The sequence below is a fragment of the Streptomyces sp. NPDC059874 genome (assembly GCF_042731135.1).
In the GTDB taxonomy this organism is placed as follows: domain Bacteria; phylum Actinomycetota; class Actinomycetes; order Streptomycetales; family Streptomycetaceae; genus Streptomyces.
On record NZ_JBHWJY010000083.1, the window covers coordinates 1 to 13,971 of the forward strand.

General features: G+C 71.0%; 11 protein-coding genes. 2 read left to right on the top strand and 9 right to left on the bottom strand.

The genetic code is table 11. The features are described 5' to 3' along the window. Positions 1–64: 64 nt before the first annotated feature. On the bottom strand, positions 65–883 hold the full coding sequence (locus ACFV9H_RS33410; RefSeq protein ID WP_385405780.1) for a Cof-type HAD-IIB family hydrolase: 819 nt from the start codon (positions 881–883) through the stop codon (positions 65–67). Between the two features lie 141 nt (positions 884–1,024). On the opposite strand from ACFV9H_RS33410, the gene fahA reads away from it, so the two are divergent. Then, positions 1,025–2,248: a fumarylacetoacetase gene (gene fahA / locus ACFV9H_RS33415; protein WP_385405783.1), complete on the top strand. Its 1,224-nt coding sequence runs from the start codon at positions 1,025–1,027 to the stop codon at positions 2,246–2,248. A gap of 142 nt (positions 2,249–2,390) precedes the next feature. Next, positions 2,391–2,996 (top strand): hypothetical protein, encoded by a 606-nt coding sequence (locus ACFV9H_RS33420; RefSeq protein ID WP_385405785.1) that lies wholly within the window; start codon positions 2,391–2,393, stop codon positions 2,994–2,996. A gap of 74 nt (positions 2,997–3,070) precedes the next feature. On the opposite strand, the gene nuoN is transcribed toward ACFV9H_RS33420, so the two are convergent. The 8 genes from nuoN to ACFV9H_RS33460 all read right to left on the bottom strand — a co-directional run bounded on the left by nuoN (position 3,071) and on the right by ACFV9H_RS33460 (position 13,945). Beyond that, entirely contained in the window at positions 3,071–4,717 is a 1,647-nt protein-coding gene (gene nuoN, locus ACFV9H_RS33425; protein WP_385405860.1) for an NADH-quinone oxidoreductase subunit NuoN, read from the bottom strand. Between the two features lie 5 nt (positions 4,718–4,722). Then, the gene (locus tag ACFV9H_RS33430) at positions 4,723–6,294 is read right to left on the bottom strand and encodes an NADH-quinone oxidoreductase subunit M (RefSeq protein ID WP_385405788.1); all 1,572 of its coding nucleotides are present in this window, start codon (positions 6,292–6,294) and stop codon (positions 4,723–4,725) included. Position 6,295: 1 nt separating this feature from the next. Next, entirely contained in the window at positions 6,296–8,236 is a 1,941-nt protein-coding gene (gene nuoL / locus ACFV9H_RS33435; RefSeq protein ID WP_385405791.1) for an NADH-quinone oxidoreductase subunit L, read from the bottom strand. Between the two features lie 12 nt (positions 8,237–8,248). Next, the gene (gene nuoK, locus ACFV9H_RS33440; RefSeq protein ID WP_030864698.1) at positions 8,249–8,548 is read right to left on the bottom strand and encodes an NADH-quinone oxidoreductase subunit NuoK; all 300 of its coding nucleotides are present in this window, start codon (positions 8,546–8,548) and stop codon (positions 8,249–8,251) included. Next, positions 8,545–9,360: an NADH-quinone oxidoreductase subunit J gene (locus tag ACFV9H_RS33445; protein ID WP_385405794.1), complete on the bottom strand. Its 816-nt coding sequence runs from the start codon at positions 9,358–9,360 to the stop codon at positions 8,545–8,547. The genes nuoK and ACFV9H_RS33445 overlap by 4 nt, the downstream gene beginning before the upstream one ends. After that, positions 9,357–9,965, bottom strand: coding sequence for an NADH-quinone oxidoreductase subunit NuoI (gene nuoI / locus ACFV9H_RS33450; RefSeq protein WP_385405796.1), 609 nt, complete (start codon positions 9,963–9,965; stop codon positions 9,357–9,359). Before nuoI ends, ACFV9H_RS33445 begins: the two co-directional genes overlap by 4 nt. Then, positions 9,958–11,349 carry an NADH-quinone oxidoreductase subunit NuoH gene (gene nuoH, locus ACFV9H_RS33455; RefSeq protein ID WP_385405799.1) on the bottom strand — a complete coding sequence of 464 codons (1,392 nt, stop codon included), beginning with the start codon at positions 11,347–11,349 and terminating at the stop codon, positions 9,958–9,960. Before nuoH ends, nuoI begins: the two co-directional genes overlap by 8 nt. An 88-nt stretch (positions 11,350–11,437) precedes the next feature. Further along, complete coding sequence (locus ACFV9H_RS33460; protein ID WP_385405801.1) at positions 11,438–13,945, bottom strand: NADH-quinone oxidoreductase subunit G; 2,508 nt, start codon at positions 13,943–13,945, stop codon at positions 11,438–11,440. Positions 13,946–13,971: the final 26 nt, after the last annotated feature.

The following is a 13,971-nucleotide window of genomic DNA, read 5'->3' on the forward strand; positions in this document are numbered from 1 at the left end:
GAACATCCGGCCTCGCCGGCGTTTGAGGCGCGGGGGTTCGGGGCAGCGCCCCCGACAGCGGCGGTCAGCCGAACAGTCGCTCCAGGACCACCGCGATGCCGTCGGCTTCGTTCGACAGCGTCACCTCGTCGGCGACAGCCACCAGCTCGCGGTGGGCATTCGCCATGGCGACCCCGTACGCGGCCCACGCGAACATCGGGATGTCGTTCGGCATGTCACCGAAGGCGATCGTCGAGGACGCCGGCACCCCCAGGACCGCGGCGGCCCGCGCCAGTCCGCTCGCCTTGTCGATGCCCGGCGGCTGGAGTTCCACCGTGTGCTCCCCCGCCATCGTGACGTTCACCAGGTCCCCGACCACCCCCCGCGCCACCCGCGTCAGCTCGTCGTCGTCCAGCTCCGGATGCTGGAGCAGCACCTTGTTGATCGGCGAGGCCCACAGATCGCCGCGCCGCGGCACCCGCACCGTCGGCAGGTGCGGGTGCCACATCCGGTAGCCCGGCTCCATCAGCATCTCGGCGTCCACGCCCTCCTGGTTGACCGCCGCGTACACCTCGCCGATCTCCGCCTCGATCTTGCCGAGTGCCACCTCGGCCAGTTCCCGGTCCATGGAGACGGAGTGCAGCAGGCTCCCGCGCGCCGCGTCGTACACCTGCGCGCCCTGCCCGCACACCGCGAGCCCCGTGTAGCCGAGGCCGTCCAGGACGTGCCGGACCTGCGGGACCGGGCGGCCGGTGACGATGATGTGCTGGGCGCCGGCCGCGCGGGCCGTGGCGAGCGCCTCGTACGAGCGGGCGGAGACGGTGTCCCCGGCACGCAGCAGAGTCCCGTCCAGGTCAGTGGCGATCAAGGCATAGGGGAGGGCCTGAGGCAGGGCGGAAGTCACCCCGCCAAGGATACGGACCCCCTCGGACAAGTCCTACAAATAGCGCCCGAATCCGGCCTCCCGCAGGCCCCACCAGCCACGTAACGTGTCAACCAGCCTCCGGGACACCCCCGGACCGCGTCGAAAGCGAGGCAGCACCCCATGCCCCAGCAGAGCCCCCTCGATCTCGCCGAGGGCGACCCGTTCGGGCCGCACAACCTCCCCTACGGCGTCTTCTCCACCGCCGGGGAGGACCGCCGCCGCATCGGTGTGCGGATCGGCGGGTACGTGCTCGACGCGGGGGCGGCCGCCACCGCGCTCGGTTCCCCGTACGCCGGGCTGCTCGGGCAGTCCTCCCTCAACCCGCTGCTGGCCGCGGGCCGCACCGCCTGGCGCGACGTGCGCCGCGCGCTGACCGCCTGGGTGAGCGACCCCGGCCACCGCCCCACCGTGGAGCCGCACCTGCTGCCGCTCGACGAGGTCACGCTGCACCTGCCGTACGAGGTCGCCGACTACGTCGACTTCTACGCGAGCGAGCACCACGCCACCAACGTGGGCCGGATCTTCCGACCCGACGGGGACGCGCTGACCCCCAACTGGAAGCACCTGCCGATCGGTTACCACGGCCGGTCGGGAACGATCGTGGTGTCGGGGACGGACGTCGTACGGCCCTCCGGGCAGCGCAAGGCGCCCACCGACCCGGCGCCCGTCTTCGGCCCGTCGGTCAAGCTCGACATCGAGGCCGAGGTCGGCTTCGTCGTCGGCACCCCGTCCGAGCTGGGATCGCCGGTGGCGCTGGGCGAGTTCGAGGACCACGTCTTCGGACTGTTCCTGCTCAACGACTGGTCGGCGCGCGACATCCAGGCCTGGGAGTACGTGCCGCTGGGCCCCTTCCTCGGCAAGTCCTTCGCGACGTCCGTCTCCGCCTGGGTGACCCCGCTGGAGGCCCTGGACGCGGCCCGGGTCGCCCCGCCCGCCCGGGACTTCCCCCTGCTGCCCTACCTCGACGACGCGGACGTCGAGCGCCCCGGCGGCTTCGACCTGCGCATCACCGTCTCCATCAACGGGCAGGAGGTGGCGCAGCCGCCGTTCGCCTCCATGTACTGGACGGCCGCGCAGCAGCTCGCGCACATGACCGTCAACGGCGCCTCCCTTCGTACGGGTGACGTGTACGGCTCCGGCACCGTCAGCGGCCCCGAGGTCGGCCAGCGCGGTTCGCTGCTGGAGCTGACCTGGAACGGCCGCGACGCCATCGAGCTCGCCGACGGCAAGCGCACCTTCCTGGAGGACGGCGACACGGTCACCCTGACGGCCTGGGCCCCGGGCGCCGGGGGCACCCGCGTCGGCCTGGGCGAGGTCACGGGCCGCATCGTGGCGTCCCGCTAGACGGCGGTACGGACCCGCCCCGCGCCCCCGTTCGGAGGCGCGCCGCGTGCGCGGGGCGGGCCGGACCGGGATGGTGGACGGACGAACGGGAACCGGGAACCCCTACCCCGTCCCCGTACCCCGCACCGCGAGGAGCGCCGCCATGCCCGTACGCAGCCCGAAGACCCTTCTCGCCTGCGCGGCCGCCGTGTCGCTCGCGCTCGCCGCCGTGACCCCGGCCCAGGCGGTCGACGGGCCGGCGCCCGACCCGCTCGACCATCAGGCCATGCGGGACATGGCCACGGCGATCGCGGTGACGGCCAAGTACGTGGACGAGCAGGAGGCCCTCAAGGACGGGTACGTGCCGCACGGCGAGGCGTGCATGACCAACCCGTTCGGGGTCGGCGCCATGGGCTACCACTACGTCAAGGAGGCCTACTGGGGTTCGAAGGACCCGAGCAAGCCGACCGCGCTCCTCTACAGCTCCGAGCAGGACCGGCACGGCCGCCGCAGGCTGCAGGCCGTGGAGTGGATGTCGACCGACGGGGACCAGGACCTGAAGACCGCCACCGACCGCCCGAGCATGTTCGGGCTGCCCTTCGACGGGCCCATGCCCGGCCACTGGACGGGCATGCCCAAGCACTACGACCTCCACATGTGGGCGTACCAGCACAACCCGGCGGGCCGTTTCCACAACTGGAACCCCGCGCTGACCTGCCCCGCCAAGGCCGCCGCACCGGCGAACCCGGCCCACGAGCACGGCCACTAGCCGGCAGGTGCCCGCACGACGAAGGGCCCGGCTCCCCCGAAGGGGGCCGGGCCCTCACGCATGGAGCGAGCCGGTCAGCGGACGAACGTGCTCGCCTGCCCGGCCAGGTCCAGGAAGTACTGCGGGGCCAGGCCCAGGACCAGGGTGACGGCGACGCCCACCGCGATGGTGGTCATCGTCAGCGGCGAGGGGACGGCCACCGTCGGGCCGTCGGCCTTCGGTTCGCTGAAGAACATCAGGACGATCACCCGGATGTAGAAGAACGCGGCGATCGCGGACGAGATGACACCGACCACGACCAGCGCTCCCGCGCCGCCCTCCGCGGCCGCCTTGAAGACGGCGAACTTGCCGGCGAAGCCGGAGGTCAGCGGGATGCCGGCGAAGGCCAGCAGGAAGACCGCGAACACCGCCGCCGTCAGCGGCGAACGACGGCCCAGGCCCGCCCACTTGGACAGGTGCGTCGCCTCGCCGCCCGCGTCGCGCACCAGCGTGACCACCGCGAAGGCGCCGATCGTCACGAAGGAGTACGCGCCCAGGTAGAAGAGGACGGACTTGACGCCCTCCGCCGAGGTCGCGATCACACCGGCCAGGATGAAGCCCGCGTGCGCGATCGAGGAGTAGGCGAGGAGGCGCTTGACGTCGGTCTGGGTCACGGCGATCACCGCGCCCGCCAGCATCGTGACGATGGCCACCGCCCACATCACCGGCCGCCAGTCCCAGCGCAGGCCGGGGAGGACGACGTAGAGGAGACGGAGCAGGGCGCCGAAGGCGGCCACCTTCGTCGCCGCCGCCATGAAGCCGGTGACCGGGGTCGGGGCGCCCTGGTAGACGTCCGGGGTCCACATGTGGAAGGGGACGGCGCCGACCTTGAAGAGCAGGCCCATGAGGATCAGCGCGCCACCGATCAGCAGCAGCGCGTCGTTGCCCATGGTGGAGGCCAACGCCGGGTCGATCCTCGCGACCGTGCCGTCGACCACGTCGGCGATCGCCGCGTACGAGACCGAGCCCGCGTACCCGTACACCAGGGCGATGCCGAAGAGGAGGAAGGCGGACGAGAAGGCGCCCAGCAGGAAGTACTTCACCGCGGCCTCCTGCGACATCAGCCGCTGGCGGCGGGCGACGGCGCAGAGCAGGTACAGCGGGAGGGAGAAGACCTCCAGCGCGATGAAGAGCGTCAGCAGGTCGTTGGCCGCCGGGAAGATCAGCATCCCGGCGATCGCGAACAGCGCCAGCGGGAACACCTCGGTGGTGGTGAAGCCCGCCTTCACGGCGGCCTTCTCGCTGTCGCTGCCCGGTACGGACGCCGCCTGCGCGGCGAAGGAGTCCACCCGGTTGCCGTGCGCCGCCGGGTCCAGGCGCCGCTCCGCGAAGGTGAAGATCGCGACGACCGAGGCCAGCAGGATCGTGCCCTGCAGGAACAGCGCCGGGCCGTCCACCGCGATCGCGCCCATCGCGGCGATGTGCGCCTTGGTGGATCCGTACCCGCCGGCCGCGAGGCCGACGACCGCCGCGAACGCCGAGGCGAGCGCGGCGACGGCGAGGAACACCTGGACGTAGTAGCGGGACTTGCGCGGGACGAAGGCCTCGACGAGGACTCCGAGGATCGCCGCGCCCACCACGATCAGCGTGGGCGCGAGCTGGGCGTACTCGATCTTCGGTGCCGGGATCCGGTCGACCGGTGCCGCGGCCGCCAGTGTCCACAGGCTGTGGGCAGCAGTCATCGTGCTCACTTCGCCGCCTCCACTTCAGGAGCAGGGTCCGTCTGCTTCACGTCGGACATGGTGTGCCGCACCGCCGGGTTGACGATGTCGGTGAGCACCTTCGGGTAGACACCCAGCCCGATCAGCAGCGCGATCAGCGGGGCCACCACCAGCACCTCCCGCAGGCGCAGGTCCGGCATGGTGCGGACCTCCTCCTTCACGGGGCCGGTCATCGTGCGCTGGTACAGCACCAGCGTGTAGAGCGCGGCCAGCACGATGCCGATGGTGGCGATGATGCCGACGACCGGGTACCGGGCGAACGTGCCGACCAGGACCAGGAACTCGCTGACGAACGGCGCGAGGCCGGGCAGCGAGAGGGTGGCGAGGCCGCCGATCAGGAAGGTGCCGGCGAGGACCGGGGCGACCTTCTGGACGCCGCCGTAGTCGGCGATTAGGCGCGAGCCGCGCCGGGAGATCAGGAAGCCGGCGACCAGCATCAGCGCCGCCGTCGAGATCCCGTGGTTGACCATGTAGAGCGTCGCACCGGACTGGCCCTGGGAGGTCATCGCGAAGATGCCCAGGATGATGAAGCCGAAGTGCGAGATGGAGGCGTAGGCGACCAGTCGCTTGATGTCCCGCTGCCCGACCGCGACCAGCGCGCCGTAGACGATGCTGATCAGGGCCAGTACGAGGATCACGGGCGTGGCCCACTTACTGGCCTCGGGGAAGAGCCCGAGGCAGAAGCGGAGCATCGCGAAGGTGCCGACCTTGTCGACGACCGCGGTGATCAGGACGGCGACCGGGGCCGTGGCCTCGCCCATCGCGTTCGGCAGCCAGGTGTGCAGCGGCCACAGCGGGGCCTTCACCGCGAAGGCGAAGAAGAAGCCGAGGAACAGCAGCCGCTCGGTGTTGGTCGCCATGTCGAGCGTGCCCGCGGCGCGCGCGGCGGCGATCTCCTGGAGCGAGAAGTTCCCGGCGACCACGTACAGGCCGATGACCGCGGCCAGCATGATCAGGCCGCCGACCAGGTTGTAGAGGAGGAACTTGACCGCCGCGTACGAGCGCTGCGCGGCCGCGTTCTCGTCCGAGCCCGAGTGGGCCCGGTCCCCGAAGCCGCCGATGAGGAAGTACATCGGGATGAGCATGGCTTCGAAGAAGATGTAGAAGAGGAAGACGTCGGTGGCCTCGAAGGAGATGATCACCATCGCCTCGACCAGCAGGATCAGGGCGAAGAAGCCCTGCGTCGGCCGCCAGCGCGAGGAATGCGTCTCCAGCGGGTCGGCGTCGTGCCAGCCGGCGCCGATCACGAAGGGGATCAGCAGCGCGGTGAGCGCGATGAGCGCCACCCCGATGCCGTCCACGCCCAGTTCGTAGCGGACGCCGAAGTCGGCGATCCAGGCGTGGGATTCGGTGAGCTGGTAGCGGTCGCCACCGGGCTCGAAGCGGACCGCGACGAGCACGGCCAGGGCCAGTGTCGCCAGCGAGAAGAGCAGCGCGAGCCACTTGGCGGCGGTCCTGCGGGCGGCCGGGACGGCCGCCGTCAGGATCGCGCCGACCGCGGGGACCGCGGCCGTCACCGTCAGAAGCGGGAAACTCATTTCACACCGCCCTCATCAGCAGGGTCGCGGCGATGAGGATCGCCGTGCCCCCGAACATCGAGACCGCGTAGCTGCGGGCGTAGCCGTTCTGGAGCTTGCGCAGCCGGCCCGACAGCCCGCCGACCGAGGCGGCCGTCCCGTTGACCACCCCGTCGACCAGGCTGTGGTCCACGTACACGAGCGAGCGGGTCAGGTGCTCCCCGCCGCGTACGAGCACGATGTGGTTGAAGTCGTCCTGGAGCAGGTCGCGTCGGGCCGCCCGGGTGAGGAGCGAGCCGCGCGGGGCGACGACCGGGACGGGCTTGCGGCCGTACATGGCCCAGGCGATGCCGACGCCGATGACGAGGACCACCATGGTGGACAGGGTCACCGTCATGGCGCTGACCGGCGGGTGGCCGTGCGCGTGCCCCGTGACGGGCTCCAGCCACTTCAGGAACCGGTCGCCGACCCCGAAGAACCCGCCCGCGAACACCGACCCGAAGGCCAGCACGATCATCGGGATGGTCATCGACTTCGGGGACTCGTGCGGGTGGGGCAGTTCCCCGGGGTGGACCTCGATGCCGGGCTCCACGCCGGGCGTCGTGTCCGGGTCCGGGGCCGGCTGCCAGCGCTTCTCGCCGAAGAAGGTGAGGAGCATGACGCGGGTCATGTAGAACGCGGTGATGGCCGCGCCCAGCAGGGCCACTCCGCCGAGGATCCAGCCCTCGGTGCCGCCCTTCGCGAAGGCCGCCTCGATGATGCGGTCCTTGGAGAAGAAGCCCGACAGGCCCGGGAAGCCGATGATGGCCAGGTATCCGAGTCCGAAGGTCACGAAGGTGACCGGCATGTACTTCCGCAGGCCGCCGTACTTGCGCATGTCGACCTCGTCGTTCATCCCGTGCATCACGGAACCGGCGCCGAGGAAGAGGCCCGCCTTGAAGAAGCCGTGCGTGACCAGGTGCATGATCGCGAAGACGTACCCGATCGGGCCGAGGCCCGCGGCGAGGATCATGTAGCCGATCTGCGACATCGTCGAACCGGCCAGGGCCTTCTTGATGTCGTCCTTCGCGCAACCGACGATCGCACCGAAGAGGAGCGTGACCGCGCCCACGATCGTGACCACCAGCTGTGCGTCCGGCGCCCCGTTGAAGATGGCGCCCGAGCGGACGATCAGGTACACGCCCGCCGTCACCATGGTGGCGGCGTGGATCAGGGCCGAGACCGGGGTCGGGCCCTCCATCGCGTCACCGAGCCAGGACTGCAGCGGCACCTGGGCCGACTTGCCGCAGGCGGCCAGCAGCAGCATCAGTCCGATCGCCGTCAGCGTGCCCTCGGAGGTCTTCCCCACCGACGCGAGCACCGGCTCGAAGGCGAAGGTCCCGAAGGTGGTGAACATCAGCATGATCGCGATCGACAGGCCCATGTCGCCGACCCGGTTGACCAGGAAGGCCTTCTTCGCGGCGGTGGCCGCGCTGGGCTTGTGCTGCCAGAAGCCGATCAGGAGGTACGAGGCGAGGCCCACGCCCTCCCAGCCGAAGTACAGCAGCAGGTAGTTGTCGGCGACGACGAGCAGCAGCATCGCCGCGACGAAGAGGTTGAGGTAGCCGAAGAAGCGGCGGCGGCGCTCGTCGTGCTCCATGTACCCGATCGAGTACACGTGGATGAGCGTGCCCACCCCGGAGATCAGCAGGACGAAGGTCATCGACAGCTGGTCGAGCTGGAAGGCGATGTCCGCCTGGAAGCCCTCCACCGGCACCCAGCTGAACAGCCGCTGGTGCAGGGTCCGGTCCTCGGCGCCGCGCCCCAGCATGTCCGCGAACAGGGCGGCGCCGATCCCGAAGGAGACGGCGGCGAGGACGGTGCCGATCCAGTGGCCGGACTTGTCGAGGCGCCGGCCGCCGCACAGCAGCACCGCCGCTCCGAGCAGGGGCGCTGCCACCAGCAGCGCAATCAGATTCTCCACTGTGAACGCCCCTTACAGCTTCATCAGGCTGGCGTCGTCGACCGAGGCCGAGTGGCGGGTACGGAACAGCGACACGATGATCGCCAGCCCGACCACGACCTCCGCGGCGGCGACGACCATCGTGAAGAACGCGATGATCTGGCCGTCGAGGTTGCCGTGCATCCGGGAGAAGGCGACGAAGGCGAGGTTGCAGGCGTTGAGCATCAACTCGACGCACATGAACAGCACGATCGCGTTCTTCCGGATCAGCACACCGGCCGCGCCGATGGTGAACAGCAAGGCCGCCAGGTACAGGTAGTTGACCGGATTCACTTCGAGGCCTCCTCACGCGAGTCACGGCCGAGGCGCTCCGCGGAGCTCTGCTCCAGCGCCCTGAGGTCGTCGAGCGCCTCGCTGGAGACGTCCCTGATCTGACCGCGGGCGCGCAGCGTCTTGCTCACCGTCAGCTCGGACGGGGTGCCGTCCGGCAGCAGACCGGCGATGTCCACCGCGTTGTGCCGGGCGTAGACGCCGGGCGCGGGCAGCGGCGGGAGCTGAACGCCCTCGCGTACGCGCTTCTCGGCGAGCTCGCGCTGGGTGGCGGCCCGCTCGGTGCGCTCGCGGTGGGTGAGCACCATCGCGCCGACGGCCGCGGTGATCAGCAGCGCGCCGGTGATCTCGAAGGCGAAGACGTACTTGGTGAAGATCAGCTGGGCCAGGCCCTCGACGTGCCCGCCGGAATTGATCCGGCCGAGCCCGTTGAAGTGGGTGAGCTTGGCGTGGCCGATGCCGGCGATCAGCAGGATGCCGAAGCCGAGTCCGCACAGGACGGCCAGCCACCGCTGGCCCTTGATGCTCTCCTTCAGGGAGTCGGCGGCGGTGACGCCGACGAGCATGACCACGAAGAGGAAGAGCATCATGATCGCGCCGGTGTAGACGACGACCTGGACGACGCCCAGGAAGTAGGCCCCGTTGGCGAGGTAGAAGACCGCCAGGATGATCATCGTCCCGGCGAGGCTGAGCGCGCTGTGCACGGCCTTCTTCATCAGGATCGTGGCCAGCGCGCCGATGACGGCGACCGTGCCGAGGACCCAGAACTGGACGGCCTCACCCGTGGAGGTCAGCGTGGCGGCGATGGTGCTCATGCCTTCACCTCCTCGGACTGCCCGTTCTCCGGGGCGACCTCGCCCTTGGAGACCGCCACCTGCCGCACCGTGCCCGGGGCGGCCCCCGTCACCAGTCCTCGGTAGTAGTCCTGCTCGTCGGTGCCGGGGAAGATCGAGTGCGGGGCCTCGACCATGCCCTCGGTCAGGCCGGCGAGCAGCTGCTCCTTGGTGTAGATGAGCGACTCGCGGCTGGCGTCGGCCAGTTCGAACTCGTTCGTCATCGTCAGCGCCCTCGTCGGGCACGCCTCGACGCACAGCCCGCACAGGATGCAGCGGGCGTAGTTGATCTGGTAGACGCGGCCGTACCGCTCACCCGGGGAGTAGCGCTCCTCCTCGGTGTTGTCCGCGCCCTCCACGTAGATCGCGTCGGCGGGACAGGCCCAGGCGCACAGTTCGCACCCGATGCACTTCTCCAGACCGTCGGGGTGCCGGTTGAGCTGATGCCGTCCGTGGAAGCGCGGGGCGGTCGTCTTCTGCTGCTCCGGGTACTGCTCGGTGAGGCGCTTCTTGAACATGGCCTTGAAGGTCACGCCGAAGCCGGCCACCGGGTTCTGCCACTTCTCGTTCTCGTCGGCGTCAGACATTCTCAGCACCCTCCTCTCGGTCACTGTCAGTATTCGTCCCGCCACTGACAATCAGCTCTCGCTCGCTGCGAGGCCGCCTGCGCGGTACGGGTGCCAGGTGCTGGCCGGGCTTGGGCGGTACGGGGAATCCGCCCGCCAGCGGGTCGAACGGCGCGGCGTCCTGAACGGCCCCCGCGGCCTTCTCGCGCTTCTCGCGCTTGTCGCGGAAGAGGTCCGCGACGAAGGAGAGCAGCAGGATCGCCACCACGGCGCCGCCGACGTAGAGGACGATCTCGCTGAAGTCGTACCGCTCGTTGCGCAGCGCCCGGACGGTGGCGACCAGCATCAGCCAGACCACGGAGACCGGGATCAGGACCTTCCAGCCGAGCTTCATCAGCTGGTCGTAGCGCACGCGGGGCAGCGTGCCGCGCAGCCAGATGAAGAAGAAGAGCAGCAGCTGCACCTTGAGGACGAACCAGAGCATCGGCCACCAGCCGTGGTTCGCGCCCTCCCAGTACGTGGAGATCGGCGCCGGGGCCCGCCAGCCGCCCAGGAAGAGGGTGACCGAGACCGCGGAGACGGTGACCATGTTGACGTACTCGGCCAGCATGAACAGCGCGAACTTGATGGACGAGTACTCGGTGTTGAAGCCGCCGACCAGGTCGCCCTCGGACTCCGGCATGTCGAAGGGGGCGCGGTTCGTCTCGCCGACCATCGTGATGACGTAGATGATGAAGGAGACCGGCAGCAGGATGATGTACCAGCGGTCCGCCTGGGCCTCCACGATCGCCGACGTCGACATCGACCCGGAGTAGAGGAAGACCGAGGCGAAGGCCGCGCCCATCGCGATCTCGTACGAGATCATCTGCGCGCAGGAGCGCAGTCCGCCGAGGAGCGGGTAGGTCGAGCCGGAGGACCAGCCGGCCAGGACGATGCCGTAGATGCCGACCGAGGCCACCGCGAGGACGTAGAGCATCGCGATGGGCAGGTCGGTCAGCTGCATCGTGGTGCGCTGACCGAAGATGGAGACCTCGTTGCCGGCGGGCCCGAACGGGATCACCGCGATGGCCATGAAGGCTGGGATCGCCGCGATGATCGGGGCGAGGACGTAGACGACCTTGTCGGCCCGCTTGACGATGACGTCTTCCTTGAGCATCAGCTTCACGCCGTCGGCGAGCGACTGGAGCAGGCCCCAGGGACCGTGCCGGTTCGGACCGATGCGCAGCTGCATCCAGGCGACGACCTTGCGCTCCCACACGATGGAGAACAGCACGGTCACCATCAGGAAGGCGAAGCAGAAGACTGCCTTCAGCAGGACCAGCCACCACACGTCACGGCCGAACAGGGTGAGGTCCTCGGCCGCGAGGACGTGCGGCTGGGCCGCGAACTGGGCGAGGTGGTTCATCACGCTCGCACCTCCCGTGCGGGGGCCGGGGCTTCGCCCGGCCGAAGGACATGGGTCAGCGGCGCGGACTGCCGCAACGCGGTCGCGGTCACGGCCGCACCTCCGCGTCTTCGTCGGCCGCCGGGCCGACCCCGGCCGGGCCGATGCGTACGAGGGCGCCGGGGGCGGCGCCCGTGTCGGCGAGGACCCCGGAGCCGGTGGAGTTCAGCGGGAGCCAGACCACCCGGTCCGGCATCTCGGTGATCCGCAGCGGCAGTTCCACGGAGCCGGCCGGGCCGGTGACCGCGAGGACATCGCCGTTCTTGACGCCCGTCTCGGCGGCCGTGGCGGCCGACAGCCGGGCGCTAGCCTCGTGCCGGGTGCCGGCCAGGGCGTCGTCGCCCTCTTGGAGCCTGCCCTGGTCGAGCAGGAGCCGGTGGCCCGCGAGGACCGCCTCGCCGGCGCCCGGGCGGGGCGGCGGCACCGGGTCGGTGGACTGCTCGGTGGCGAGCGGGCCCTCCCACGGGCCGAGCCGCTCCAACTCCCGGCGTACGGCGTGCACGTCGGGCAGCGCGAGCGGCCGGTCGGCCGCGTCGGCCAGCATGTGCAGGACGCGGGCGTCGGCCGGGGCGAGCGTACGGGTCATCTGGTCGGGCTTGAGCGCGGCCTCGAACGGCCGGACCCTGCCCTCCCAGTTGATGAACGCCCCCGCCTTCTCGGCCACGGCGGCGACGGGGAACACCACGTCCGCGTGGTCGGTGACCTCGCCGGGCCGCAGTTCCAGCGAGACCACGAAGGCCTCCTGGAGGGCGGTCCGGGCGCGGGCCGGGTCGGGCAGGTCCGTGACCTCGACGCCTGCCACCAGCAGGGCGGACAGCTCGCGGGTGGCGGCCGCCTCGACGATCTGGCCGGTGTCACGGCCGTAGCGGTGCGGGAGTTCGTCGAGCCCCCAGGCGGTCGCGACCTCGTCGCGGGCCCGCGGGTCGGTGGCCGGTCGGCCGCCCGGCAGCAGGGACGGCAGCGCGCCCGCCTCGACGGCGGCCCGCTCCCCGGCCCGGCGCGGGATCCACACCAGCGTCGCCCCGGTCGCGGCGGCGGCCCGTACGGCGGCGGTCAGCGCGCCGGGCACGCCCGCGAGGCGCTCCCCGACGACGATGACCGCGCCGGACTGCCGCAGCGCCTCGGCGGCTTCGGCGCCGCCCGCCTCCAGGCCGGTCCGGGAGGCCAGCGCGTCGAGCCACTCGGGCTCGGTGCCGGGGGCGGCGGCCAGCAGGGTGCCGCCGGCCTTCTCCAGGCCGCGGGTGGCGAAGGGGGCGAGGGCGAAGGTCCGCTGCTTGTGCTTGCGGTGGGCCTTGCGCAGCCGCAGGAAGACCCCGGGGGCCTCCTCCTCCGCCTCGATGCCGACCAGCAGCACGGCCGGCGCCGCCTCCAGGGAGGTGTACGTGACCCCGCTGCCGTCGAGGTCCTTGCCGGTGCCGGCGACGGTGGCGGCCAGGAACTCGGCCTCCTCCGCGCTGTGCACCCGGGCCCGGAAGTCGATGTCGTTGGTGTCCAGCACGACGCGGGCGAACTTGGCGTACGCGTACGCGTCCTCGACGGTGAGCCGGCCGCCGGTCAGCACCCCGGCCCGGCCGCGCGCGGCCGCCAGTCCGTTGGCCGCGGCCTCCAGGGCCTCGGGCCAGCTCGCCGGGGCGAGCACCCCGTCGGTGCCGCGCACCAGCGGGGTGGTGAGCCGGTCCGGGCGCTGCGCGTAGCGGAACCCGAAGCGGCCCTTGTCGCAGACCCACTCCTCGTTGACCTCGGGGTCCTCCGCGGCGAGGCGGCGCAGCACCTTCCCGCGCCGGTGGTCGGTCCGGGTCGCGCAGCCGCCCGCGCAGTGCTCGCACACGCTCGGGGAGGAGACGAGGTCGAAGGGGCGGGAGCGGAACCGGTAGGCGGCCGAGGTCAGCGCGCCGACCGGGCAGATCTGGATGGTGTTGCCGGAGAAGTACGACTCGAACGGGTCGCCCTCGCCGGTGCCGACCTGCTGGAGCGCGCCGCGTTCCAGCAGCTCGATCATCGGGTCGCCGGCGATCTCGTTGGAGAAGCGGGTGCAGCGCGCGCACAGCACGCACCGCTCGCGGTCCAGCAGCACCTGCGTGGAGATCGGGACCGGCTTCTCGTAGGTGCGCTTCTTGCCCTCGAAACGCGATTCGGCGTTGCCGTGGGACATCGCCTGGTTCTGCAGGGGGCACTCGCCGCCCTTGTCGCAGACCGGGCAGTCCAGCGGGTGGTTGATGAGCAGCAGCTCCATCACCCCGCGCTGGGCCTTGTCGGCGACCTCGGACGTCAGCTGCGTCTTGACGACCATGCCGTCGGTGCAGGTGATGGTGCAGGAGGCCATCGGCTTGCGCTGGCCCTCGACCTCGACGATGCACTGGCGGCAGGCACCGGCCGGGGAGAGGAGGGGGTGGTCGCAGAACCTCGGGATCTCGATGCCGATCTGCTCGGCGGCCCGGATGACGAGCGTGCCCTTGGGCACCGACAGCTCGATGCCGTCGATGGTCAGGGCCACCGTGTTCTCCGGCGGCAGCGCCGGTTCTCCTCCGGAGGGGCCGGCGGACGTGGTGACGGTCATGCGTCCACCTCCTGGTGAGTCGGGGC

Coding starts and splice junctions, on each gene's coding strand:
- ACFV9H_RS33445 (WP_385405794.1), bottom strand. CDS start 9,360: ATGAGCACCATCGCCGCCACGCTGACCTCCACGGGTGAGGCCGTCCAG.
- nuoI (WP_385405796.1), bottom strand. CDS start 9,965: ATGTCTGACGCCGACGAGAACGAGAAGTGGCAGAACCCGGTGGCCGGC.
- ACFV9H_RS33430 (WP_385405788.1), bottom strand. CDS start 6,294: ATGAGTTTCCCGCTTCTGACGGTGACGGCCGCGGTCCCCGCGGTCGGC.
- nuoN (WP_385405860.1), bottom strand. CDS start 4,717: ATGACTGCTGCCCACAGCCTGTGGACACTGGCGGCCGCGGCACCGGTC.
- ACFV9H_RS33420 (WP_385405785.1), top strand. CDS start 2,391: ATGCCCGTACGCAGCCCGAAGACCCTTCTCGCCTGCGCGGCCGCCGTG.
- ACFV9H_RS33460 (WP_385405801.1), bottom strand. CDS start 13,945: ATGACCGTCACCACGTCCGCCGGCCCCTCCGGAGGAGAACCGGCGCTG.
- nuoH (WP_385405799.1), bottom strand. CDS start 11,349: ATGAACCACCTCGCCCAGTTCGCGGCCCAGCCGCACGTCCTCGCGGCC.
- fahA (WP_385405783.1), top strand. CDS start 1,025: ATGCCCCAGCAGAGCCCCCTCGATCTCGCCGAGGGCGACCCGTTCGGG.